We start from the raw sequence: 21,583 nt of genomic DNA, 5'->3' as shown, positions 1-21,583 counted from the left end.
GCTGGCACGCTACCTTATCGTGCGCGGGAACACGCGGACCGCTGCAGCGCCACCCGCCGCGATCCACATCCACTTTCCCCGCACGTCCCGTGCCCAGGAGCGCAGCAATGCGAGAAGTCCCCGACCTGTCGTCCGTCTTTGGCGCCATGCACGCCGCGTCGCGGCGCGACCAGCTGCCCGCCTGGGCCGTGCGCGCCGACCGCCTGCAGCGCCTGCGCCGGCTGGTGACAGAAAACGAGGCTGCGATTGCCGCCGCCATCCACGCGGACTTCACCAACCGGCCGCGGCAGGAAACCGCGCTGCTGGAGGTATTCCCGAGCCTGGGCGGCATCGACGACGCGCTGCGCCACGGCAAGCGCTGGATGCGCGTGCGCCGCGCCGCCACCGGCTTCTGGTTCCGCCCGGGCCGCTCGCGGCTGGTGCCGCAGCCGCTGGGAGTGGTGGGCATCGTGGTGCCCTGGAACTATCCGCTGTACCTGACGGTGGGGCCGCTGGCCGGCGCGCTGGCGGCGGGCAACCGCGCCATGGTGAAGCTGTCGGAATACACGCCGCGCTTTGCGGCCTTGTTCGCGCAACTGGTGCCGCAGCACTTTGCGCCGGACGAGATCATGGTGGTCAATGGCGATGCCGAGGTGGCGAGCGCCTTTACCGCGCTGCCCTTCGACCACCTGCTGTTCACCGGCTCGACCGCGGTCGGCCACCATGTGATGCGCGCGGCGGCCGCCAACCTGACCCCGGTGACGCTGGAACTCGGCGGCAAATCGCCGGCGATTATCGGCGCCGGTGCCGACCTGCCACGTGCGGTGGAGCGCATCCTGGTGGGCAAGCTGATGAACGCGGGCCAGACCTGCATCGCGCCAGACTACGTGCTGGTGCCGGAAGACCTGCGCGAGCAACTGGTGGAAGCGGCACGCCGGTGCGTGGACCGGCTCTATCCGGACCTGGCGCGCAACCGGGACTACACCAGCATCATCAGCCCGCGCCACTTCGCGCGCCTGGCGGCGCTGGTGGATGAAGCCGCGGCGCAAGGCGCGACCGTGGTGCCGCTGTCCGATGCCCAGCCGGACGCGCAGGCGCGGCGCCTGCCACCGGTGCTGCTGCTGGATGTTCCCGAAGGCGTCACGGCGATGCGCGAAGAGATCTTCGGGCCGGTGCTGCCCGTGGTGACGTACCGCACCCTGGACGAGGCGGTGGACTACATCAATGCGCGCCCGCGACCGCTGGCGTTGTACCTGTTCGAGCGCGACCGCGGCGCCATCGGCCATGTGATGAACCAGACCGTTGCCGGCGGCGTCACGGTCAACGACACGCTGTTCCATATCGCCCAGGACGGCCTGCCCTTCGGCGGGGTCGGCGCCAGCGGCATGGGCGCCTATCACGGCCAGGCGGGCTTCGACACCTTCTCCAAGGTGAAACCGGTGTTCCACCAGGCTGGCCTGAACGGCGCAGGACTGCTCAAGCCGCCCTACGGCAAGACCTTCGAAACCATGTTGCGCCTGCTTCTGCGTTGATCAGGACACCAGCATCGGCCGCCCGAGCATGCGCGACAGCACCGCCTCGGGCGAGTGGGTGTGGTCGGAAATCGCCTGCGGCGCCAGGTAGATGGTCTGCTCCATCATCGCCCGTCCGCGCATGGCCGCGTGCAGCAGCTGGTCGCTGAAGACGATCCAGGTGGAACCCGGCGGGAAGTGGAATTCCTGCTGCGGCACCTTGGCCTGGTAATCCAGGTCGGCCTTGGCCAGGTCATGCAGCTGCAGCATGCGGTGGTCGTATTCCGAGCGCTTGCGCTTGGTGATATGCAGCAGCTTCATCAGCGCCGCCTGCCCCGGCCACAGGCCATGGGTCTTGGGCACGAACTTCTGCGCAAAATCGCCGAACGGCTCACCCACGCGCCACACGCGCGCCGCGGCCGGGTCGATGTTGTGGAACACGCGCAACAGGCGCTTGCCCAGCATCGGGTTGGACGGGAACGAGTCCACGTGCAGGCGGGTGTCATCCTTGCGCCAGCTGACCGGGCGCCCGGCGATCTCGCTGGGCCGCAGCGAGGTGCCGGCGCGCGTCATGTGCGGGATGTATTCCGGGAACAGCGTGCGCACCAGCAATTCGCTGTTGTCGGCGTAGCGGCGGATCAGCGTGTACAGGTCCGCCAGGTCCTGCGGGCTGCCCTGGGCGCCGCGCACCGCGGTGTCGTCGGCGCGCAGGTTGATGTTCTTGGACTTGCCGTCGGAATAGCGGCTGTCCAGGAAGCGCTCTTCGCCCGGCTGGAAACGGAAATTCAGGTTCGGGAAGTACAGCACGGCGCCCTGCTCCAGCTCGCGGCGCAGCGTGGCGCGTTCCTCGGCCGTGACCTGCGGCGCCCAGTCGGCATACGGCTGCGGGCGGATCAGGTTGAGCTGGCCGGCGGCGGGCGGCCGGGTTGAAGTCGAGGGGGCAAGGACAGGCGCTTCGGACATGGCATCCTCTGGAAACGGTCACCAGTGTTTGGGGTGGGCCGCCGGCGTGGCGGCTGGGGATGGCGGGATTTTACTCCCTGCCGCCCGCCGTGGCGCCGGCGTCACGCGGCGACTGGACCAGGATCAAGCCCGCGTAAAAAAACCCCGCTGGCCCTTGCGGGCCGGCGGGGCTTGCCGTCAGTGCTGCTGGCGCGGGTGGCGCTTACAGGCCGGCCGCGGCGCGCAGGGCAGCCGCCTTGTCGGTGGCTTCCCACGAGAATTCCGGCTCTTCGCGGCCGAAGTGGCCGTAGGCGGCGGTCTTCTCGTAGATCGGGCGCAGCAGGTCCAGCATCTGCACGATGCCCTTCGGGCGCAGGTCGAAGTGCTCCTGCACCAGCTCGGCGATCTTGGCGTCGGGGATCTTGCCGGTGCCTTCGGTGTAGACCGTCACGTTGATCGGGCGGGCCACGCCGATGGCGTAGCTGACCTGCACCTGGCACTGGCGCGCCAGGCCCGAGGCCACCACGTTCTTGGCCACGTAGCGCGCGGCGTAGGCGGCCGAGCGGTCGACCTTGGACGGGTCCTTGCCCGAGAACGCGCCGCCACCGTGGGGCGAGGCGCCGCCGTAGGTATCGACGATGATCTTGCGCCCGGTCAGGCCGCAGTCGCCCTGCGGGCCGCCGATGACGAAGCGCCCGGTCGGGTTCACCAGGTACTTGGTTTCCTTCAGCATCTCGGCCGGCAGCACCGGCTTGATGATTTCCTCGATCACGGCTTCGCGGATCTGGGCCTGGGTGATGTCGGGCGAATGCTGGGTCGACAGCACCACGGTATCCACGCTGTGCGGCTTGCCGTCGACATAGCGCACCGTCACCTGGGACTTGGCGTCCGGGCGCAGCCAGGGCAGGCGGCCATCGCGGCGCAGCAGCGACTGGCGCTCGACCAGGCGGTGGGCGTAGTAGATCGGGAACGGCATCAGTTCCGGGGTCTCGTCGCAGGCGTAGCCGAACATCAGGCCCTGGTCGCCGGCACCCTGGTTGAGGTAGTCGTCGGAAGCACGATCCACGCCCTGGGCGATGTCGGGCGATTGCTTGTCATAGGCGACCAGCACCGCGCAGCCCTTGTAGTCGATCCCGTACTCGGTATTGTCGTAGCCGATGCGCTTGATGGTGTCGCGCGCGATCTGGATATAGTCGACGTTGGCGGTCGTGGTGATTTCCCCGGCCAGCACCACCAGACCGGTGTTGCAAAGCGTCTCAGCTGCCACACGCGCGTACTTGTCCTGGGCCAGGATGGCGTCCAGGACGGCGTCGGAAATCTGGTCGGCGACCTTGTCGGGATGGCCTTCGGAGACGGATTCCGAAGTAAAAAGGAAGTCGTTTGCCACGAACTTATTCTCCAGGTTGGCTATTGCGTGCCAGCCCGATCGGTTCATGGCGGCGACGCTTTAGCGGTATTTCAAGCAGCCAGGTTAGAGCCGCATCGCCCCGCAAGTTGTCAGTTAACTCGGCGATACACGCTATTATACGCGCCTGCCGGACTCGTTGCAGCGCGCCAGGGGCGCCGGCGCAACACCAGCGCCGCCTTGGCGCGCGCTGGCCGTGCGCCTTGCCGGATGTCGGCACGCTGCGCGCGGATCTGAATACCGCCATCGAAAAAAACGCCTGTTGGCCCGCCCGTTTTCCGGCACGGACGCGCGACAGGCTCGCTTTTCGCGCCTGATGACCTTTCTTTTCTGGCTGATCTCCCGTTTTCCGCTCCGCCTGCTTCAAGCCTTGGGAGGCGTGCTTGGGCTAGTCGCGGCGAGACTGCCCGGCCGCTATAGCCAGCGCCTGAGGGAAAACTTCCGCCTCGCGTTTCCGGATGCGACCGACGCGATGATCGACGAAGCCGGCCGCTCGGCCGGGCGCATGATCATCGAGATGCCTTACTTCTGGAGCCGCAGCCAGATCGGCGCGAAGCTGCATGGCTTCGACGACGACATGTGGCCGGCCTTGGGGGCGCTGCAAGCGCGCGGCAAGGGGCTCATCATCCTGACGCCGCACCTGGGCTGCTTTGAAGTGCTGCCTCAGTCCCACGCCTTGCTGCGCCCGGTCACCGCCCTGTTCAAGCCGCCGCACCAGCCGTGGCTGCGCGACTGGATCGAGAAAATGCGTACGCGCCCCAATATGCACATGGCGCCGGCCACGCCACGCGGCGTGCGCATGCTGGTCAAGGCACTCAAGCGCGGCCAGGCGGTGGGCATCCTGCCGGACCAGGTCCCGACCGGCGGTGAAGGCAACTGGGCGCCGTTCTTTGGCAAGCCGGCCTACACCATGGCGCTGGTGCACCGGCTGCAGCAACTGACGCAGGCGCCGGTGGTGGTGGTGTTTGCCGAGCGGCTGCCGCGCGGCGCGGGCTATCGCGGCCACTACCGCGTGATCGACGGCGGCGGCATGCTGCCCGAGGATGCCGCCGAGGCCGCCGGCGTGATCAACCGCCATATCGAACAACTGGTGGCCATGGCGCCCACGCAGTACCTGTGGGGCTACCACCGCTACAAGCATCCGGCCGGCGCCGAGCTCCCGCCTGACTATGCCGCCAGCACCGCGACCAAGACGACCACTGATCCTTCCCTTTCATGAGCCGCGTGTTCACCTGGCTCGGCATCGGACTGCTGACGGTGCTGGGCAAGCTGCCATATCCGTTTGTTGCCCGCTTCGGCGAAGGACTGGGCCGCCTGCTCTACCTGGTCCCCAGCGAACGCCGCCGCGTGGTGCGGGCAAACCTGCGCCTGTGCTTCCCTGACAAGACCGAGGCCGAGATCGACGAACTGTCTCGCGAGAGCTTCCGCATCCTGTTCCGCAGCTTTGCCGAACGCGGCATCTTCTGGACCGGCAGTGAAGCGCAGATGCGCCGCTGGGTGCAGATCGACGACCAGGCCGACCTGGTGGCGCTGGATGGCACCCCGCATATCCTGGTGACGCTGCACCTGTCGGGCGTGGAAGCCGGTGCGATCCGGCTCACCATCCACCTGCGCGAGCATCTCGACCGCTCCGGCGCGTCGCTCTATACCAGGCAGAAGAACGACCTGTTCGACCACTTCCTGAAGCGCGCGCGTGGCCGCTTCGGCGCCAACATGATCTCGCGCAACGACAGCGCGCGCGACATCCTGCGCTGCCTGAAGAAAGGCGAGGCGCTGCAGCTGATCGCCGACATGGATTTCGGCGAGCGCGACTCGGAGTTCGTGCCGTTCTTCGGCGTGCAGGCGCTGACACTGACCTCGGTGTCGCGGCTGGCGCGCCTGACCGGGGCCAAGGTGGTGCCGATCTATACCGAGATGCTGCCCGACTACCAGGGCTATGTGCTGCGCATCCTGCCGCCCTGGGAAGACTACCCCGGCGCAAGCGTCACCGACGACACGCGCCGCATGAATGCCTTCTTCGAGGACTGCATCCGCCCGCGCGTGCCCGAGTACTACTGGGTGCACAAGCGCTTCAAGCACCGCCTGCCGGGCGAGCCCGAGATCTACTGAGCGCGCCGGCACGTCCGGCGCCGCGCAGCTACAATCCCCACCATGAAACTCCAGTTCACCAAGATGCACGGCGCGGGCAACGACTTTGTCGTGCTCGACGGCATCCACCAGCAGATCGACCTGACCCCGGCGCAATGGCGTGCGCTGGCCAGCCGGCATTTCGGCGTTGGCGCTGACCAGATCCTGATCGTTGAAAAGCCGTCCCGCCCCGATGTCGACTTCCGCTACCGCATCGTCAATGCCGATGGCAGCGAGGTGGAGCACTGCGGCAACGGCGCGCGCTGCTTTGTGCGCTTTGTCACCGACAAGGGCATGACCGACAAGCGCTCGGTGCGCGTCGAGGTGATGAACGGCGTCATTACCCTGACGCTGCAGGACGACGGCCAGGTCACAGTGGACATGGGTGCGCCCGAACTGGAACCGGCGCGCGTGCCGTTCCGTGCCGAAGGCCTGCCCACCCGCGCGGAAGGCGCGGACACGCTCTACGGCCTGGAGGTCAACGGCCGCACCGAATGGATCTCGGCGGTATCGATGGGCAATCCGCACGCGGTGCAGGTGGTGGACGACGTGGAGAACTTCCCGGTGCTGCAGGACGGCCCGGTGGTGGAGCACCATGCCGCCTTCCCCAACCGCGTCAATGCCGGCTTCATGCAGGTGCAGGACCGCCATGCCATCCGGCTGCGCGTCTACGAGCGCGGTGCCGGCGAAACCCTGGCCTGCGGCACCGGCGCCTGCGCGGCCGTGGTGGCCGGCATCCGGCGCGGCCTGCTGGACTCGCCGGTGCGGGTGCATACCCACGGCGGCGAACTGACCATTGCCTGGGACGGCGGCGCGGAACCGGTGCGCATGACCGGCCCGGCCACCACCGTGTTTGAAGGCAGCATTGACCTGGCAGCCCTGCCGGCCTGACCATAGGGGCTGTGCGCCCCTGTCCACACGCCCCGCATTCCTTGCCGCGGAGCCCCGGCCGGGGCGCCCATTCCCTTGATCTTGCTGGTCAGACCGATGGAGCGCCCATGCCGCTGGACGATTTCCGCATTACCTCGGGCAAGCGTTTTCGCCTTGCCGGCTTCGACCCGGGCAGCAAGCCGCTGTCGTGCGGCAAGAAAGAAGAAGACCTGGCCCGCATCATCGAGCTGAGCAACGCCCTCGACGCGCAGCAGGACATCTTCTACGCCGAGCACCGGCGCAAGCTGCTGGTGGTGCTGCAGGGCATGGATACCAGCGGCAAGGACGGCACCGTGCGCGGCGTGTTCCGCAGCTTCGATCCGCTGGGCATCCGCGTGGTGGGCTTCAAGTCCCCGTCGCCGGAGGAACTCGCGCGCGACTACCTGTGGCGCATCCACCTGCAGGTACCGAAGACGGGCGAGATCGTGGTCTTCAACCGCAGCCACTATGAAGACGTGCTGATCACGCGCGTGCACAACTGGATCGACGCCGCCGAGTGCGAGCGGCGCTTCCGCCAGATCCGGGACTTCGAGTCGATGCTGACCGAGACCGGCACCACCATCGTCAAGTGCTTCCTGCACATATCCCGCGACGAGCAGAAGGCACGGCTCGAAGCGCGCCTGGCAGACCCGGATAAACACTGGAAGTTCGACACCAACGACCTCGCCGAGCGCAAGCACTGGAAGGCCTACATGGACGCCTACGAGGCTGCCATCATGGCGACCAGCACGCCCGAATGCCCGTGGTACGTGGTGCCGGCCGACTCCAAGACACACCGCAACCTGATGGTGGCGGAGATCCTGACCAAGGTCTTCGAGGACCTGAAGCCGGCCTACCCGCCCGCCCGGCCGGAACTGGCCAGTATCAAGGTCGACTGAGCCGCCCGGCCGCCTCAGCCACCGTTGCCGCGGTGCACGTCGTGCGTGACGAAGGGGTGCTCGCGGCTGGGCATCGCCAGCCATTGCGGGTGGCGCAGGGTCTGGCGGATATCGTCCAGCCCGCTGGTCCAGTGCTCATGCATGGTGAGCGCGCCGAACTGGTAGTCCTTGGCCAGGTTCTCGAACGACTTGTCGCGGTAGATCAGCTGGATCACGTTGCGGCGCGCGTCGCAGGCCTGCTCCGCCGCGCGGCGGTACCAGGCGTTGTCGCGCTTTGACGGCGGCACCAGCGCCATCACCTCGTTGAGCATGCGGCGCATGTTCTGCTGCTCGCGCATGTAGTCGGTAATGGCCCGCGTGCGGCTGGAATACTGGATGTCCTTCTGGCGCTCGGCCACGTCGACCAGGTCGTGCGGCAGCTTGCCGCGCGCGCTCCACAGGTCGACCTGGAAGATCAGCGCATCGCGCCGCGGCTGCGCGGTCAGCACCTCGGCCAGCGGTGTGTTCGACACCAGCCCGCCATCCCAGTAGTACTCGCCATCGATCTCCACCGCCGGAAAGCCCGGCGGCAGCGCGCCCGAGGCCATGAAATGCTCGGGGCAGAGCTTGTCGCGGGTATTGTCGAAGTAGGCGAAATTGCCGGTGCGCACATTGACCGCCCCCACCGAGACGCGCATCAGGTCGGGGCGGTGGTTGATCAGGTCGAAGTCGGCAAAGCGCTCGAGCGTCGCCTTCAGCGGCGTGGTGTCGTAGAAGCTGACATGGCTCGGGTCCGAGTAGCGCGACATCAGCTCCGGCCAGCCGCGCGGCTGGAAGAAGCCACGCTGGCCTTCCAGCATGGCACGCGCTGCATGCAGGCCATCGAACCAGATCCGCATTGGCTCGGGCCAGCCTTCGGCATGGTCGGCGAACCAGGTGTGCGACAGGCTGGGCAGCCACGGCTGCGCGCAGATGTACTCCCAGAAGGCGCGCAGTTGTTCCACGCGGCGCTGGGGCGGATTGCCGGCGATGATGGCGGCGTTGAGCGCACCGATCGAGATGCCGGCAACCCAGTTCGGGTAGATGCCGCCCTCGGCAAGGCCCTGGTACACGCCGGCCTGGTAGGCCCCGAGCGCGCCGCCGCCCTGCAGCACCAGCGCGCGCACGGCATAGGCCTCGTGCGCCGGCCGGTCCGGGGCCTTGGCGGCCCGGCGCACCGGCTTGCGCGGCTGCACCTGCGCGCCGCGCTCGGCCAGCGAATCGCCATTGCCGGCCGATTCCGCCCTTGTGGATGGCGTTGCCGCCTGCTGCCCTGCCCGTTCCTGCCGCTCTTTTGCCGCCACGCCGCGCCCCCTCCCAGTCTGAAAGTCAGCCGTCCGCCCGCTGTCCGCGGATTGGGCACCGGTGTCCGGCGCCCATGTTCATCAACGGATTCAGACGCCGTAGCGCTGACGATAGGCCGCCACGGCCTCGCGCGAAGCCCCCAGCGCCGGGTCCTGCGACGCATCCAGGTACGCCAGCAGGTCCTTCAGGCTGGCGATCGCGATCACCGGGATGCCGAATTCGCGCTGCACGTCCTGCACGGCGGAATGGGTGCCGACCTGCTCGGCGGTACCGCTCTTTTCCATGCGGTCCAGTGCGATCAGCACCGCGGCCGGCTCGGCGCCGGCGGCGCGGATCATGTTTACCGATTCGCGCACCGAGGTACCGGCGGAGATCACGTCGTCGACGATGACCACCTTGCCCTGCAGCTTGGCCCCGACCAGGGTGCCGCCTTCGCCGTGGTCCTTGGCTTCCTTGCGGTTGTAGGCGAAGCCGACATCACGTCCCATGCCCGCCAGCGCCACCGCGGTGGCCGACGCCAGCGTGATGCCCTTGTAGGCCGGCCCGAACAGCACGTCGAACTGCACGCCCGAGGCCAGCAGCGTTTTGGCATAGAATTGCGCCACCTCGCCCAGCATCGCGCCCTGGTTGAACAGGCCCGCGTTGAAGAAGTAAGGCGACTTGCGGCCGGCCTTGGTGACGAACTCGCCAAACGACAGCACGCCCGCATCGAGCGCAAAGCGGATAAAGGTCTGGCTGAGGTCGGCACCCGCGGGCGGTTTCTGCTGCGTCATCATTTCTCTCTGAATTCAAAATTTCCCCGAATGTTACGGATTATCAGCGCCAACCTCAACGGCATCCGCTCCGCGTCGAAGAAGGGCTTTTTCGACTGGATGGGCAAGCAGGACGCAGACATGGTCTGCGTGCAGGAACTGAAGGCACAGGCCGCCGACATGACGGAAGCGTTCCTTGCGCCACATGGCTACCACGGCTATTTCCATTACGCCGAGAAGAAGGGCTACAGCGGCGTAGGCCTATACACGCGGCATCAGCCCGAGCGCGTGGTTACCGGCTTCGGCATTCCCGAGTTCGACAACGAAGGCCGCTATGTGGAAGTGCAGTACCCGCACCTGGCGGTGATCTCGGTGTACGTGCCGTCCGGCTCCAGTGGCGAGGAGCGCCAGCAGGCCAAGTTCCGCTTCATGGAGTCCTTCCTGCCGCACCTGCTGCAACTGAAGGCAAGCGGGCGCGAGATCGTGCTGTGCGGTGACGTGAACATTGCGCACAAGGAAATCGACATCAAGAACTGGAAGGGCAACCTGAAGAACTCAGGCTTCCTGCCGGAAGAACGCGCCTGGATCGGCGAACTGTTCGACACCCACGGCTATGTCGACGTGTTCCGCAAGCTGGACCCGCGCCCTGACCAGTACACGTGGTGGAGCAACCGCGGCCAGGCCTACGCCAAGAACGTCGGCTGGCGCATCGACTACCACCTTGCCACGCCCAGGATCGCCGACACCGCGCATCTTTGCTCGATCTACAAGGACGAGAAGTTCAGCGACCACGCGCCGCTGTCGATCGACTACGACTATCCGCTCTGAGCACTGCGCTTACGCCGCCCGAATCTCTTCGAGTAGTTCCGGGTGGCGGTCAAGCAGCTTGAGCAGCTTGACCAGCGCCAGCGGCGGCTTGGTCCGGCCGGTCTCGTAGCGCGAGAACGCGTTGACCCCGCCGCCGAAGATCTCGGCAGCTTCGCGCTGGTCAAGGCGGAGTTTCTTGCGCACGCCGGTGATATAGGCCGGATCGACAAGCGAGGCGTTGACCTGCTTGTTGAAGGCGAGCATCGCATCGCTCACCCAGTCGCTGTCGCGAGGCAGCACGCCCTCGCCGCACTTGGGACACCATTGCCCCGGCACATCGCGAATTACGGTTGTTTCACCACGATACCTATAAGGCATGTCGCGAATCCCCGCCTCGAGATCCGCGCCACCGCACTCAGGACACTTCATCTGGCCTCTCCTTTGACTGTCTGCGCCGCTGCTACCTCAACTTGAAGGAGATGACCCGCACCTCATCGGTGACCGTGAGCTTCACATTCAAGGCGCCTTGCGGCGTGACAGGCCTGTAGACGTCCTGCCAAACCCTGTGGTCTTCATATGTTGTCATGCTCTTGTAGAAGTCCGCCGGACCCAGCTGCATCAGGATTTCGCGGCTCCATCGCAGACCCATCATCGCCGCATGGGAATAGGCCGCAAACGTCATTTCCATCTTGCCGGCTGCCAACAATGCCTTCACGTCCCATAGCCTGTAATGCGCCGTCCCCTTTTTCATGAAAATTAACCCACTTGGTTAAATCCCGCAAGCCCGGAACAGCGCCAGATCGCAACAAATCCCATCGGTACAAACCCCTGCGATCAGCCCCCATCCCCGCTACAATGCAGGTTCCCTACCGCATGCGGCAGGGGACATTTCGCATTTCCCGCACTTCATTGAGTGAGTCAGCCATGGTTTTCAAAGTGTTCGTCGATGGTCAGGAAGGCACCACCGGTCTCCGGCTGCTTGACTATCTTTCCGGCCGTTCCGACGTGGAACTGCTGCGCATTGCCGATGACAAGCGCAAGGACCCGGCCGAACGAGCACGATTCCTGAACGCCGCCGACGTCGCTTTCCTGTGCCTGCCCGACGTGGCCTCGCGCGAGGCGGTGTCGCTGGTGACCAACCCGAACACCTGCGTGATCGACGCCAGCACGGCGTTCCGCACCACCGACAGCTGGGCCTACGGCCTGCCCGAGCTGGCGCGCGGCCAGCGCGAGAAGATCCGCGCCAGCAAGCGCATTGCGGTGCCGGGCTGCCACGCCAGCGCCTTCGTGCTGGCGGTGCGTCCGCTGGTGGACGCCGGCGTGCTGCCGGCCGACTACCCGGTTTCGGCGTTTTCGCTGACCGGCTACAGCGGCGGCGGCAAGTCGATGATTGCCGAGTTCGAAGCCGGCGGTAACCCGAAGCTGGACAGCCCGCGCCCGTACGCGCTGGGCCTGGAACACAAACACCTGCCCGAGATGCGCGTGCAGGCCGGCCTGGCGCAGGCGCCGGTCTTCAACCCGATCGTCGGCAACTTCCTGAAGGGCCTGGCGGTGACGGTGCCGGTGTTCACGGACCGGCTGGCGCGCAAGGTCAGCCCCGAGCAGATCGTCGAGATCTACCGCAAGCACTATGAAGGCGAGCAGTTCGTGCGCGTGATGCCGTACAACAGCGCCGACAACCTCGATGGCGGCTTCTTCGACGTGCAGGCCAACAACGACACCAACCGGGTCGACCTGTTCGTGTTCGGCAATGCCGAGCGCCTGAACCTGGTGGCCCGCCTGGACAACCTGGGCAAAGGCGCGGCCGGCGCGGCGGTGCAATGCATGAACGTGCATGTGGGCGCCGACGAGGCCACGGGGCTGCGCGCCTGACGCAGCGGCAAGCCCTGAATGAGGAAAAAGCCGGCATTGCCGGCTTTTTTCATTTGCGCCAGCGGACCGCTCAGCGTTGCAGCGGCTTCTGCCGGTCGTCGTCGCCGCTGTCCACCGGCGCGCCGCCCAGGCCCGCCATGTTGGCGCGGTATGGCGGCAGCCTCTCCACCGTGGTATTGCTCGCGCGCGCATAGAGCGGCAGCACCTCCGGCAGGTGCTTCTCCAGGTCGGCGATGCGGCTGCGCCCGGACGGATGCGTGGACAGGAACTCGGTGCCGGACTGGCTCACCTTGCCCATCTTCTGCCACAGCGACACCGCGGCGCGCGGATCATAGCCGGCGCGCGCGGCGATTTCCATGCCGATCAGGTCCGCCTCGGATTCATCCGCACGCGAGAAGCGCAGCGTCAGCAGGTGGGCGCCGGTGCCGAGCGCCATATTGCCAAGGTTGCCGAAGCCGAACAGCTGCGAGATCACGTTGGCGCCGAGGTTGGTGATCTCGGACTTGGCAGCGCGCTCGCGCGCATGCTCCTGCAGCGCGTGGGCGATCTCGTGGCCCATCGCCATGGCGATCTCGTCGTCGGTCAGCTTGAGCTGGTCGAGCAACCCGGTATAGAAGGCGATCTTGCCGCCCGGCATGCAGAACGCATTGACCTGCCTGGAGCCGATCAGGTTGATCTCCCACTGCCACTGCCGCGCGCGCTCGTTCCAGCGTGCGGTCTGCGGCAGCAGCCGCTTGCCGATCGTGCGCAGGCGCACCAGCTGCGGGTTGTCGGCGGCGGCCAGTGCATGCTTGGCGATGGCTTCCTGCTTGAGCTGCTCATATTCTTGCGCGGCCTGCTGCTCGATGGCCTCGACCGGCACGATCTTGCGCACGGCCGAGCCGCTGCGGTCCAGCCGGATGCCGCCAGCCTCGCTGTCCTGCGCCTGGGCGGGCAGGCACCAGGCCATGGGCGCCGCCACCGCGGCCAGCGCCAGCGCGCGCACCAGCCGGTCACGGGTAGGACGCTGAACACCTTGCAGGCGGCGGAGCATTTGCGGTTCCTCGGACGCAGTGGAAGACCAGGCAGGCGGATCGGTGATCCGCGGCAACGATGCCGTGCCGCATGTGGCGGGCAGGCAAACAGGTGATGCAATAATACACGGCGCCCGCGCAGCCGCGCGGCGCTTCACGCCGGCCCGTTCATGACCTTCCAGACCTACCTCGATATCTTCCGCAACCGCCGCATCGGCGCCATGCTGGCGCTGGGCTTCGCCTCCGGGCTGCCGCTGGCGCTGACCTCCGGCACCTTGCAGGCATGGATGACGGTCGAGGGGCTGGATATCAAGACCATCGGCTTCTTCTCGCTGGTGGGCCAGGCCTATATCTTCAAGTTCCTGTGGGCGCCGCTGATGGACCGCTACACGCCGCCGCTGCTGGGGCGGCGGCGCGGCTGGCTGCTGGTGACGCAGCTGGGGCTGGTGCTGGGCATCGCCGGCATGGCCTTCTGCCCGCCGCGCGAGGCGCTGTGGACGCTGGCCGCGCTGGCCACGCTGGTGGCCTTCCTGTCGGCCTCGCAGGACATCGTCTTCGACGCCTACAGCACCGACGTGCTGCGCCCGCCCGAGCGCGGCGCCGGCGCGGCGGTCAAGGTGTTGGGCTACCGGCTGGCGATGCTGGTTTCGGGCGGCCTGGCGCTGTGGCTGGCCGACCGCGTGCTGGGCTGGCAGCAGACCTACCTGCTGATGGCGGCACTGATGGGCGTGGGCATCGTCACGCTGCTGTGGGCGCCGGAACCGGACGTCCCCGCGCGCGCGCCGCGCTCGCTGGAAGAGGCGGTGGTAGGGCCGCTGCGCGACTTCTTTGGCCGCCAGGGCGCATGGTGGCTGCTGCTGCTGATCGTGCTGTACAAGCTCGGCGACGCCTTTGCCGGCAGCCTGTCGACCACCTTCCTGATCCGCGGCGTGGGCTTCTCGGCGGGCGAGGTGGGCATCGTCAACAAGACCCTGGGGCTGGCCGCCACCATCATCGGCGCGCTGTTCGGCGGCACGCTGATGGTGCGCCTGGGCCTGTACCGCTCGCTGATGCTGTTCGGCGTGCTGCAGGCGGTGTCTAACCTGGGCTACTGGATCCTGGCGGTGACGCCGCCGCACCTGTGGACCATGGGCGCGACCATTGCGGTCGAAAACCTGTGCGGGGGCATGGGCACGGCGGCCTTCGTGGCGCTGCTGATGACGCTGTGCAACCGCTCGTTCTCGGCCACGCAGTACGCGCTGCTGTCGGCGCTGGCGTCGGTGGGCCGGGTCTACGTGGGGCCCTCGTCGGGCTATATGGTCGAGGCCTGGGGCTGGGCGCCGTTCTACCTGGGCACCGTGGTGGTGGCGCTGCCCGGCGTGATGCTGCTCTGGGCCATGCGCCACACCGTGCATCGCTACGAGGCCCAGGCGCGCGAAGCGATCGCCTGAGCCCGCGCCTGCCTCATTCCTTGTAGTAGACGACCTGATGCGAGCTGGCGATCAGCTCGCCGCCGGCACTCCATAGCTGCGCGCGCTGGTCGAAGAAGCCCTGCCTGAACACCTGCGCCTGCGCGCTGGCCAGCACGTGGCTGTCGCCCAGCGCAGCCAGCGTGGCCGCATCGGCATGGAAATAGGTGGTCATCGAGACCGTGCCGGCCGGTACGAAGCCCGCGCGCTTGAGGAAGATGCGCGGGTAGAAGCTGTCGGCCCAGGCCGCCACCGCGGCAAAGTCCGGCGTGCGCGCCGGCGCGTCGCGCAGCCAGAACTGCGTCAGGCTGTCCGGGTGCTCGGTGCCGGCCTCGGCAGTCGGCTTGGCGCCGCGCACCGGGCGCATGTCGTAGGACTTGAGCCAGCGCACCGGCGCAAACCCGCTCATGGGCGGGAGGGCGTCGGCCGCCGGCACCTCCGGCATCAGCGCCTCGCCGCAGGCCCAGGTCTCGCGGCGCACCGCAAACATGGCGGTGGCGGTGGTGGCCACGGCATCGCCCTGGCGCAGTTCCAGCGTCCAGTGCTGGGTCGAGCGGTTGGTGCGCACCGGGCGCGCCTCGATCTCGAACGGCCCCTCGGCGATCGGCCCGGCAAAGTTGACCGTCAGCGAGACCGGGTCGCCCAGGCGCTGCGGATGGTCCAGCGCCGCCTGCAGCAGCGTGGCGGCGGTGATGCCGCCGAACGGGCCGATCATGTTCCAGTACTCGGGCGTGGTGCGGCCCAGGAAGCGGTGCTCGCCGGCCGGCTCCAGCGCCAGCGCGTCGTCAAAGGGATGGAGCGGGCTGGCGGCGGTGGCCGCCTGGGTCTGGGGCGCAGTGGACATGGCTGGTATGGGTTGGTGACTCGCAGGGAATAGCACGATCGTTCGATGCGCTGCCTACACTAACCGTAGTCAGCGTTCGGGTCAAGACGTCAATCCTCCAGCCGCTGGCACCGTGGCGCCCGCATCAGCCTTGCACCCGCCGCCGCAGCGGCAGGCTCCAGCCCAGTTGGTTAGCGACCACGCCCAGCAGCACCAGCGCCATCCCGGCGATCTGCAGCGGACCCAGCACCACGCCGAACACCATCACGTCGATCACGATCGCCACCAGCGGATAGATGAAGGACAGTGTCGCGATCGACACCACGTTGAGCCGCTGGAACGCGCCATACAGCAGCGTGTACATCACGCCCGTATGCACCAGCCCCAGCGCCAGCAGCGCGGCCCAGGTGCCGGTGCCATAGCTGCCGGCCGCGGGATGTGCCAGCAGCGCCAGCATCAGCACGCCCAGCACCATCTGCAGCCCGGCAATCTGGCCTGGCGGAATCGCCTGCAGCCGCCGCGTGGCCAGGGTCGTCACCGCATACAGCAGTGCCGCCAGCAGGCCCAGGCCGATACCGGCCAGCATCGCAGTGCCAGTGGCGCCATGCTCAAGCCCGGTGATCAGCATCACCCCGGCAAAGGCCAGCACCAGCCACGGCAGTCGTGCGAACGGGAACGGCTCGCGCTGGATCACCGAGGTCAGCAGCAGCAGGAAGAACGGCTGGGTGTGGTAGACCACCGTGGCAATGGCGATGCCGCTGTACGCATACGCCGAGAACAGCGCCAGCCAGTTGAGCACCAGTGTGACGCCGCCCAGCGCCAGCCAGCCAAGCTGCGCGCGGCTCATCCGAACCCAGCCGCGCTGCAGCGTCAGCACGCCCAGCAGCGCCGCGCCGCCGAACAGGCAGCGGAAGAAGACCACATCGAGCGGCGGCTGGCCGCTGGTGACCACGAACCAGCCGATGGTGCCAGACAGCAGCATGGCCGCGACCATGCGCCAGGCGCCGCCTGGCAAGGGTTGTTGCGAGGGCATGACGGACTCCGGTCAGACAATGGCCGCATTGTTCCATCATGCGATCTGCTCAACAATCCCGTCAGAGATCAATTAGTATTTGATTTGAAGTCAAAAAAAGAGGACGTGCCATGCCGGATATGCCACTTAATGCGATGGCCGTGTTTGCGCGCGTGGTCGAGTGCGGCAGCTTCTCGGCTGCCGCACTCGACCTGGGCATGACGCCGTCGGCGGTCAGCCGGCACGTCTCCCGGCTCGAAGCCACGCTCGGCGCCAGCCTGCTGCAGCGGACCACGCGCGCCTTTGCACTGACTGAACTGGGCCAATCGGTCTACGCCGCCTGCGCCCGCATGACCGCGGCAGCGCGCGACGTCACCGCGCTGGCCGGCGAGCACGGCGGCACGCCGCATGGCGTGCTGCGCGTGAGCGCGCCGGTCTCGTTCGGGCAGGCCTGGCTGGCGCCGCGGCTGCCGGCGCTGCTGGCCAGATACCCGGGGCTGGACCTGCAGCTGACGCTGGCCGACCGCATGGTCGACCTGGTCGAAGAAGGGATGGACGTGGCCGTACGCATCGCGCGCGAACTGGCACCCGGGCTGGCCGCGCGCCCGCTGCGCGAGGTGCGCTACCGGCTGGTGGCCTCGCCCGGCTACCTGGCCCGCCACGGCACGCCGGCCACGCCCGCCGACCTGCCCGCCGCACGCTGCCTGTACCTCGGCTACGGCAACTTCGGCGAGCGCTGGGCCATGCGCCACCAGGCCAGCGGCGAGAAAGTGGAGGTGCGCATCCCGCCGCGCCTGACGCTGAACAACAGCCTGGCGATCATGAGCATGGTGGAGCGCGATGCCGGCATCGGGCTGGTGCCGGACTTCTCATTGGGCGATGCGCTGGACCAGGGCCGGGTCGTCACCGTGCTGGCCGACTGGGACATCCTCGAGCCCTACATCGGCACGGCCTACGCGGTCTACACGCCCACCCGGCATGTACCGCCCAAGGTGCGCGCCTTTGTCGATCATCTGGCCGGCACCGCCGGCGACGCGCCGCGCTGACGCCTCAGGCCGCGCAGACCCGGTACACCGCCAGGCTGCCGCGCCAGTTGCCGCCCCAGTTGACGGTCACGCCCTCGTGCATCACCACGCGGTCGATCACGCGCAGGCCGACCTTGGGCGCCAGCGCCTCGAAGTCGCTGATGGTCAGCACGCGCACGTTGGGCGTGTTGTACCACTGGTAGGGCAGCGATTCCGACACCGGCATGCGGCCGCGGAACACCGACAGCCGGTGCGGCCAGTAGCCGAAGTTCGGGAACGACACGATGCACTCGCGCCCCACCCGCAGCGTGTCGCGCAGCACCTGCGCGGTGTTGTGGATGGTCTGCAGCGTCTGCGACAGGATCACGGTGTCGAAGCTCTTGTCCTCGAACAGCGCCAGCCCGCCCTCCAGGTTCTGCTGGATGACATGGACGCCCTTCTGCGCGCACGCCAGCACGCCTTCGTCGCGGATCTCGATGCCGTAGGCCTGCACGTCGAGCTCGTCCTGCAGCACGCGCAACAGGCTGCCGTCGCCGCAGCCCAGGTCGAGCACGGTGGAATGGGGTTCGATCCAGCGCGCGATCGCGCGGAAGTCGGGGCGCAGCGCCAGGATATTGGGATTGGCCAGGGCGTTCATGCGCCGATCTCCTCTGCGATGCGGTCGTAGTAGGCGCGCATCAGGTTGTGATAGCGCGGGTCGTCGAGCAGGAAGGCGTCGTGGCCGTGCGGCGCATCGATCTCGGCGTACGAGACCGGGCGCTTGTTGTCCAGCAGCGCCTTGACCAGCTCGCGGCTGCGGCTGGGCGCGAAGCGCCAGTCGGTGCCGAAGCTCGCCACCAGGAAGCTGGCCTGGGTCTGCGCCATCGCGCGCGTCAGGTCGCCGCCGAAGGCCAGCGCCGGGTCGAAGTAGTCGAGCGCGCGCGTGATCAGCAGGTAGGTGTTGGCGTCGAAGTACTCGGCGAACTTGTCGCCCTGGTAGCGCAGGTAGCTCTCCACCTGGAACTCGACATCGAAGGAGAAGCGGATGTCGTCGGTCTTCAGCTCGCGGCCGAATTTCTCGGCCATGTCCTCGTCCGACAGGTAGGTGATATGGCCGATCATGCGCGCCACGCGCAGGCCGCGCTTGGGCTTGACGCCATGCGCGTAGTAGTTGCCGCCGTGGAAATCAGGGTCCGACAGGATGGCACTGCGCGCGACCTCGTTGAAGGCGATGTTCTGCGCCGACAGCTTGGGCGTGGACGCGACCACAATGCAGTGGCGCAGGCGTTCCGGGTACAGCAGGCTCCAGGCCACCGCCTGCATGCCGCCCAGGCTGCCGCCCATCACCGCGGCGAACTGCGTGATGCCGAACGCGTCGGCCACGAGCGCCTGCGCATTGACCCAGTCCTCCACCGTCACCACCGGGAACGCCGCGCCGTAGGGCGCGCCGGTGGCCGGGTTGAGGCTCATCGGTCCGGTCGAGCCGAAGCATGAGCCCAGGTTGTTGACGCCGATGACGAAAAAGCGATTGGTATCGAGCGGCTTGCCGGGCCCGACCATGTTGTCCCACCAGCCCACGTCGCGCGGGTCTTCCGCATAGACGCCGGCCACATGGTGCGAGGCATTGAGCGCGTGGCACACCAGCACCGCGTTGGAGCGGGCCGCATTGAGCGTGCCATAGGTCTCGACCATCAGGTCGTAGCCGGCAATGGACGAGCCGTTGCGCAGCTTCAGCGGCTCGGCAAAGTGCATGCGCTGCGGCGCAACTACGCCGACCGAATCGGGCGGCAGGTCGAACGCGGCAGGCGCGGCGGTCGGCAGGGCGACATCAGTCATGGAATCCGGCCCGTGGCGAACGGGCATAAAAAAACCCGACCGGCATTTGCGTATGAAGCGTCGCAGCCAAGTCGGGATTCACTGGATTCCTTGCGGGATTCCGCGTGCCGGCGCCATCCACTACCGTGGTGGCATGGGGCGCCGACCCAACCTCTTTAGCCGCATTTATAGTGGCAACCCGGAACTTGGTCCCTTGGCTGCCGCGCGCCCGCAAGCCAGTCATCAAATCGGCGCGACCGGGCAATTATAGAGCAATCGGCCCGGCATGTTGTTTTCAGCCCAGCAAGACCCGCAGATGCGCCTCGGCATAGTGCGACGGCGACTTGCGGAAGCCGCTCTTGGCGTAGCGGTGCCACTGCCCCTGCACCGCCGCCATGATCAGCGCCGCGCGCGCCGGGATGTCGGCGTCCGCCGGGAACGCGGCCTGTGTCACCGCCATCTTCAGGCACTGGCGCAGCGAGGCCTCGATGCGGTCCACCACCTGGTTGATGCGCTCCTGCAGGCGTTCGTGCTCGCCCACCAGCGCCTCGCCGGTCAGCACGCGCGTCATGCCCGGGTTCTTCTCGGCAAACGACAGCAGCATGCGCACGATGGCATGGGCCTGGCGCAGGCCGTGCTCTTCCTTGTCGGTGATCTGGTTGATCAGGCCGAACACGGTCTGCTCGATAAAGCCGATCAGGCCCTCGTACATCTGCGCCTTGCTGGCGAAATGGCGGTACAGCGCCGCCTCGGACACGCTCAGGCGCGCAGCCAGCGCCGCCGTTGTGATCTTCTCCCCGCGCGGGTGCTCCAGCATGGTGGCCAGCGTCTGCAGGATCTGCACGCGGCGCTCGCCCGGGCGCGGGCGCTTGCGCACCTGCGTGGCCGGCGGCTGGCCTCCGTCCTGCGCATCCTGCGCACTGCCTGAAATGACCGCCTCTGGCTCGCGCCCGTTGCTTTGCGTCATGACCCGATTCTCCGCATTCGTCGTTGGAGTTGATGCATCGATTGTACTTTTATGTCCACATAGGCCGGCCGGTTCGGCACGCGGGCGCGCACGCGCCGCACGTTGTCGGGCTGCGCCTGCGGTGCCTGGGTCTCCGCGGCCACCAGCGTCACCGACTGCTCCTGCGCGGCGTGGCCGACATGGCGCCGGTCCTCCGCCTCCAGCGTCGAGCGTACCGCGGCATCGCGCCGGCTGCCGTCATCGCGCACCGCAGGCACCTCATGCGGGCGCGGTGGCGCGATCGTGCGCAGGTAGCCCGTCACCCACGCGGTGCGGATGCCGGTGCCGGCATAGCGCTTGAGGTGCGACACGGTGTCTTCCACCAGCACCGCGCGATGTGGCGCGATGCGGGTCTGCACCAGCAGCCGGCGCAGCATGCGGCGGTCCGGCTTGGGCCGCAGGTGGCCATGCACCCACATCTGCTCGATTGCCACCACGCGCTCGAAGCAATGCCGTATGCCCGCTATCTCCAGCACCGCCCGCGCGTAGTCCTGCGGCGCATTGGTGACCAGGATCTTGCGCCCCGGCAGGCGCCGCAGGTGCGCGGCCAGCCCGCGCCGCACCCGCACCATGTCGGCCAGCGCCGGGAATTCATGCGCGGCGCGCAGGAAATCAGCCGGATCCACGCCGTGGTGCCGGATCATGCCGAGCAGCGTGGCGCCGTAGCGCTGCCAGTAGTCCACGCGCACGCGGCTGGCGGTGGCCTCGTCGCAGCCGAGCACGCGCGCCACGTAGTCGGTCATCAGCCGGTTGATGGCCGGGAAGATCGCGTGCGAGGCGTCGTGCAGGGTGTTGTCGAGATCGAACAGCCAGACCGTATTGCCCGAGGTATTGCCCGCGGGGTGGCGGCAGAGGCGAGCGCGGACACGGCGCGGAGAACGAAGACTGGAAGGCACGCCGGGCAACTCGGAGGGTGATGGGATGTCCGGGGCGGCC

22 protein-coding genes are annotated in these 21,583 nt (G+C 67.6%); 9 read left to right on the top strand and 13 right to left on the bottom strand.

Going from position 1 to position 21,583, the window contains the following annotated elements; all coding sequences use genetic code 11:
• Positions 1 to 107 precede the first annotated feature (107 nt).
• A complete protein-coding gene (locus AC3WLE_RS25250; RefSeq protein ID WP_492321170.1) occupies positions 108 to 1,511 on the top strand; it encodes a coniferyl aldehyde dehydrogenase in 1,404 nt (467 codons plus the stop codon).
• Here the strand turns inward: AC3WLE_RS25250 and kdoO are convergent, their stop codons facing one another.
• Both kdoO and metK read right to left on the bottom strand, forming a co-directional pair.
• Positions 1,512 to 2,453, bottom strand: a complete 942-nt coding sequence (gene kdoO / locus AC3WLE_RS25245) for a Kdo hydroxylase KdoO (RefSeq protein WP_492321169.1) — start codon at positions 2,451 to 2,453, stop codon at positions 1,512 to 1,514.
• A 202-nt stretch (positions 2,454 to 2,655) separates the two neighbouring features.
• Positions 2,656 to 3,819 (bottom strand): methionine adenosyltransferase, encoded by a 1,164-nt coding sequence (gene metK, locus AC3WLE_RS25240; protein ID WP_029047350.1) that lies wholly within the window; start codon positions 3,817 to 3,819, stop codon positions 2,656 to 2,658.
• A gap of 334 nt (positions 3,820 to 4,153) precedes the next feature.
• Here metK and AC3WLE_RS25235 point away from each other — a divergent pair, with 334 nt between their 5' ends.
• From AC3WLE_RS25235 to AC3WLE_RS25220, 4 genes are all read left to right on the top strand, one after another.
• Entirely contained in the window at positions 4,154 to 5,056 is a 903-nt protein-coding gene (locus AC3WLE_RS25235) for a lysophospholipid acyltransferase family protein (RefSeq protein ID WP_492321168.1), read from the top strand.
• On the top strand, positions 5,053 to 5,946 hold the full coding sequence (locus AC3WLE_RS25230) for a lipid A biosynthesis lauroyl acyltransferase (protein WP_492321167.1): 894 nt from the start codon (positions 5,053 to 5,055) through the stop codon (positions 5,944 to 5,946). The genes AC3WLE_RS25235 and AC3WLE_RS25230 overlap by 4 nt, the downstream gene beginning before the upstream one ends.
• 42 nt (positions 5,947 to 5,988) lie before the next feature.
• Positions 5,989 to 6,855, top strand: coding sequence for a diaminopimelate epimerase (gene dapF, locus AC3WLE_RS25225; protein ID WP_492321166.1), 867 nt, complete (start codon positions 5,989 to 5,991; stop codon positions 6,853 to 6,855).
• Positions 6,856 to 6,962: 107 nt separating this feature from the next.
• Positions 6,963 to 7,772, top strand: a complete 810-nt coding sequence (locus tag AC3WLE_RS25220; RefSeq protein WP_492321165.1) for a polyphosphate kinase 2 family protein — start codon at positions 6,963 to 6,965, stop codon at positions 7,770 to 7,772.
• A gap of 14 nt (positions 7,773 to 7,786) precedes the next feature.
• Here the strand turns inward: AC3WLE_RS25220 and AC3WLE_RS25215 are convergent, their stop codons facing one another.
• Positions 7,787 to 9,094 carry a patatin-like phospholipase family protein gene (locus AC3WLE_RS25215; protein WP_492321164.1) on the bottom strand — a complete coding sequence of 436 codons (1,308 nt, stop codon included), beginning with the start codon at positions 9,092 to 9,094 and terminating at the stop codon, positions 7,787 to 7,789.
• A 90-nt stretch (positions 9,095 to 9,184) separates the two neighbouring features.
• Entirely contained in the window at positions 9,185 to 9,871 is a 687-nt protein-coding gene (gene pyrE / locus AC3WLE_RS25210; protein WP_152548499.1) for an orotate phosphoribosyltransferase, read from the bottom strand.
• 27 nt (positions 9,872 to 9,898) lie between these two features.
• Here pyrE and AC3WLE_RS25205 point away from each other — a divergent pair, with 27 nt between their 5' ends.
• Entirely contained in the window at positions 9,899 to 10,675 is a 777-nt protein-coding gene (locus AC3WLE_RS25205) for an exodeoxyribonuclease III (RefSeq protein WP_492321162.1), read from the top strand.
• 9 nt (positions 10,676 to 10,684) lie between these two features.
• Here the strand turns inward: AC3WLE_RS25205 and AC3WLE_RS25200 are convergent, their stop codons facing one another.
• Together AC3WLE_RS25200 and AC3WLE_RS25195 are read right to left on the bottom strand one after the other, a co-directional pair.
• Complete coding sequence (locus AC3WLE_RS25200) at positions 10,685 to 11,083, bottom strand: type II TA system antitoxin MqsA family protein (protein WP_492352867.1); 399 nt, start codon at positions 11,081 to 11,083, stop codon at positions 10,685 to 10,687.
• A 31-nt stretch (positions 11,084 to 11,114) separates the two neighbouring features.
• Positions 11,115 to 11,405, bottom strand: coding sequence for a type II toxin-antitoxin system MqsR family toxin (locus AC3WLE_RS25195; protein WP_492321160.1), 291 nt, complete (start codon positions 11,403 to 11,405; stop codon positions 11,115 to 11,117).
• A 173-nt stretch (positions 11,406 to 11,578) separates the two neighbouring features.
• Here AC3WLE_RS25195 and argC point away from each other — a divergent pair, with 173 nt between their 5' ends.
• Positions 11,579 to 12,526: an N-acetyl-gamma-glutamyl-phosphate reductase gene (gene argC, locus AC3WLE_RS25190; RefSeq protein WP_492321159.1), complete on the top strand. Its 948-nt coding sequence runs from the start codon at positions 11,579 to 11,581 to the stop codon at positions 12,524 to 12,526.
• Positions 12,527 to 12,596: 70 nt separating this feature from the next.
• Here the strand turns inward: argC and AC3WLE_RS25185 are convergent, their stop codons facing one another.
• Complete coding sequence (locus AC3WLE_RS25185; RefSeq protein WP_492357231.1) at positions 12,597 to 13,559, bottom strand: M48 family metallopeptidase; 963 nt, start codon at positions 13,557 to 13,559, stop codon at positions 12,597 to 12,599.
• Positions 13,560 to 13,709: 150 nt separating this feature from the next.
• On the opposite strand from AC3WLE_RS25185, the gene AC3WLE_RS25180 reads away from it, so the two are divergent.
• Positions 13,710 to 14,969 carry a muropeptide transporter gene (locus AC3WLE_RS25180; protein ID WP_492357230.1) on the top strand — a complete coding sequence of 420 codons (1,260 nt, stop codon included), beginning with the start codon at positions 13,710 to 13,712 and terminating at the stop codon, positions 14,967 to 14,969.
• 13 nt (positions 14,970 to 14,982) lie between these two features.
• Here AC3WLE_RS25180 and AC3WLE_RS25175 read toward each other — a convergent pair whose 3' ends face one another.
• Both AC3WLE_RS25175 and AC3WLE_RS25170 read right to left on the bottom strand, forming a co-directional pair.
• Positions 14,983 to 15,831 carry an acyl-CoA thioesterase gene (locus AC3WLE_RS25175; RefSeq protein WP_492321156.1) on the bottom strand — a complete coding sequence of 283 codons (849 nt, stop codon included), beginning with the start codon at positions 15,829 to 15,831 and terminating at the stop codon, positions 14,983 to 14,985.
• A gap of 124 nt (positions 15,832 to 15,955) precedes the next feature.
• Complete coding sequence (locus tag AC3WLE_RS25170; protein ID WP_492357229.1) at positions 15,956 to 16,843, bottom strand: DMT family transporter; 888 nt, start codon at positions 16,841 to 16,843, stop codon at positions 15,956 to 15,958.
• Positions 16,844 to 16,953: 110 nt separating this feature from the next.
• Between AC3WLE_RS25170 and AC3WLE_RS25165 the strand changes: the two genes are divergently transcribed.
• On the top strand, positions 16,954 to 17,868 hold the full coding sequence (locus AC3WLE_RS25165) for a LysR family transcriptional regulator (RefSeq protein WP_492321155.1): 915 nt from the start codon (positions 16,954 to 16,956) through the stop codon (positions 17,866 to 17,868).
• 4 nt (positions 17,869 to 17,872) lie between these two features.
• Here AC3WLE_RS25165 and metW read toward each other — a convergent pair whose 3' ends face one another.
• The 4 genes from metW to AC3WLE_RS25145 form a co-directional block, all read right to left on the bottom strand.
• Entirely contained in the window at positions 17,873 to 18,484 is a 612-nt protein-coding gene (metW, locus tag AC3WLE_RS25160; protein WP_010813300.1) for a methionine biosynthesis protein MetW, read from the bottom strand.
• Positions 18,481 to 19,662, bottom strand: a complete 1,182-nt coding sequence (gene metX / locus AC3WLE_RS25155) for a homoserine O-succinyltransferase MetX (RefSeq protein WP_011614402.1) — start codon at positions 19,660 to 19,662, stop codon at positions 18,481 to 18,483. The genes metW and metX overlap by 4 nt, the downstream gene beginning before the upstream one ends.
• A 274-nt stretch (positions 19,663 to 19,936) precedes the next feature.
• Entirely contained in the window at positions 19,937 to 20,608 is a 672-nt protein-coding gene (slmA, locus tag AC3WLE_RS25150) for a nucleoid occlusion factor SlmA (protein WP_492321154.1), read from the bottom strand.
• A complete protein-coding gene (locus AC3WLE_RS25145) occupies positions 20,605 to 21,543 on the bottom strand; it encodes a pyrimidine 5'-nucleotidase (protein WP_492321153.1) in 939 nt (312 codons plus the stop codon). The genes slmA and AC3WLE_RS25145 overlap by 4 nt, the downstream gene beginning before the upstream one ends.
• Positions 21,544 to 21,583: the final 40 nt, after the last annotated feature.

It is taken from the genome of Cupriavidus sp. FW306-1B-F12B (genome assembly GCF_058781795.1).
The sequence above is the reverse complement of the archived record's forward strand: the minus strand, read 5'-3'. Positions and strand labels throughout refer to the sequence as shown.

What these genes read in the sequence shown, in the direction of transcription:
- kdoO (WP_492321169.1), bottom strand. Translation starts at nt 2,453, where the DNA reads ATGTCCGAAGCGCCTGTCCTTGCCCCCTCGACTTCAACCCGGCCGCCC.
- AC3WLE_RS25235 (WP_492321168.1), top strand. Translation starts at nt 4,154, where the DNA reads ATGACCTTTCTTTTCTGGCTGATCTCCCGTTTTCCGCTCCGCCTGCTT.
- AC3WLE_RS25175 (WP_492321156.1), bottom strand. Translation starts at nt 15,831, where the DNA reads ATGTCCACTGCGCCCCAGACCCAGGCGGCCACCGCCGCCAGCCCGCTC.
- slmA (WP_492321154.1), bottom strand. Translation starts at nt 20,608, where the DNA reads ATGACGCAAAGCAACGGGCGCGAGCCAGAGGCGGTCATTTCAGGCAGT.
- argC (WP_492321159.1), top strand. Translation starts at nt 11,579, where the DNA reads ATGGTTTTCAAAGTGTTCGTCGATGGTCAGGAAGGCACCACCGGTCTC.
- dapF (WP_492321166.1), top strand. Translation starts at nt 5,989, where the DNA reads ATGAAACTCCAGTTCACCAAGATGCACGGCGCGGGCAACGACTTTGTC.
- AC3WLE_RS25250 (WP_492321170.1), top strand. Translation starts at nt 108, where the DNA reads ATGCGAGAAGTCCCCGACCTGTCGTCCGTCTTTGGCGCCATGCACGCC.
- AC3WLE_RS25205 (WP_492321162.1), top strand. Translation starts at nt 9,899, where the DNA reads ATGTTACGGATTATCAGCGCCAACCTCAACGGCATCCGCTCCGCGTCG.
- AC3WLE_RS25185 (WP_492357231.1), bottom strand. Translation starts at nt 13,559, where the DNA reads ATGCTCCGCCGCCTGCAAGGTGTTCAGCGTCCTACCCGTGACCGGCTG.
- pyrE (WP_152548499.1), bottom strand. Translation starts at nt 9,871, where the DNA reads ATGATGACGCAGCAGAAACCGCCCGCGGGTGCCGACCTCAGCCAGACC.
- AC3WLE_RS25165 (WP_492321155.1), top strand. Translation starts at nt 16,954, where the DNA reads ATGCCGGATATGCCACTTAATGCGATGGCCGTGTTTGCGCGCGTGGTC.
- metX (WP_011614402.1), bottom strand. Translation starts at nt 19,662, where the DNA reads ATGACTGATGTCGCCCTGCCGACCGCCGCGCCTGCCGCGTTCGACCTG.
- AC3WLE_RS25195 (WP_492321160.1), bottom strand. Translation starts at nt 11,405, where the DNA reads ATGAAAAAGGGGACGGCGCATTACAGGCTATGGGACGTGAAGGCATTG.
- AC3WLE_RS25170 (WP_492357229.1), bottom strand. Translation starts at nt 16,843, where the DNA reads ATGCCCTCGCAACAACCCTTGCCAGGCGGCGCCTGGCGCATGGTCGCG.
- AC3WLE_RS25220 (WP_492321165.1), top strand. Translation starts at nt 6,963, where the DNA reads ATGCCGCTGGACGATTTCCGCATTACCTCGGGCAAGCGTTTTCGCCTT.
- AC3WLE_RS25200 (WP_492352867.1), bottom strand. Translation starts at nt 11,083, where the DNA reads ATGAAGTGTCCTGAGTGCGGTGGCGCGGATCTCGAGGCGGGGATTCGC.
- AC3WLE_RS25180 (WP_492357230.1), top strand. Translation starts at nt 13,710, where the DNA reads ATGACCTTCCAGACCTACCTCGATATCTTCCGCAACCGCCGCATCGGC.
- AC3WLE_RS25230 (WP_492321167.1), top strand. Translation starts at nt 5,053, where the DNA reads ATGAGCCGCGTGTTCACCTGGCTCGGCATCGGACTGCTGACGGTGCTG.
- metW (WP_010813300.1), bottom strand. Translation starts at nt 18,484, where the DNA reads ATGAACGCCCTGGCCAATCCCAATATCCTGGCGCTGCGCCCCGACTTC.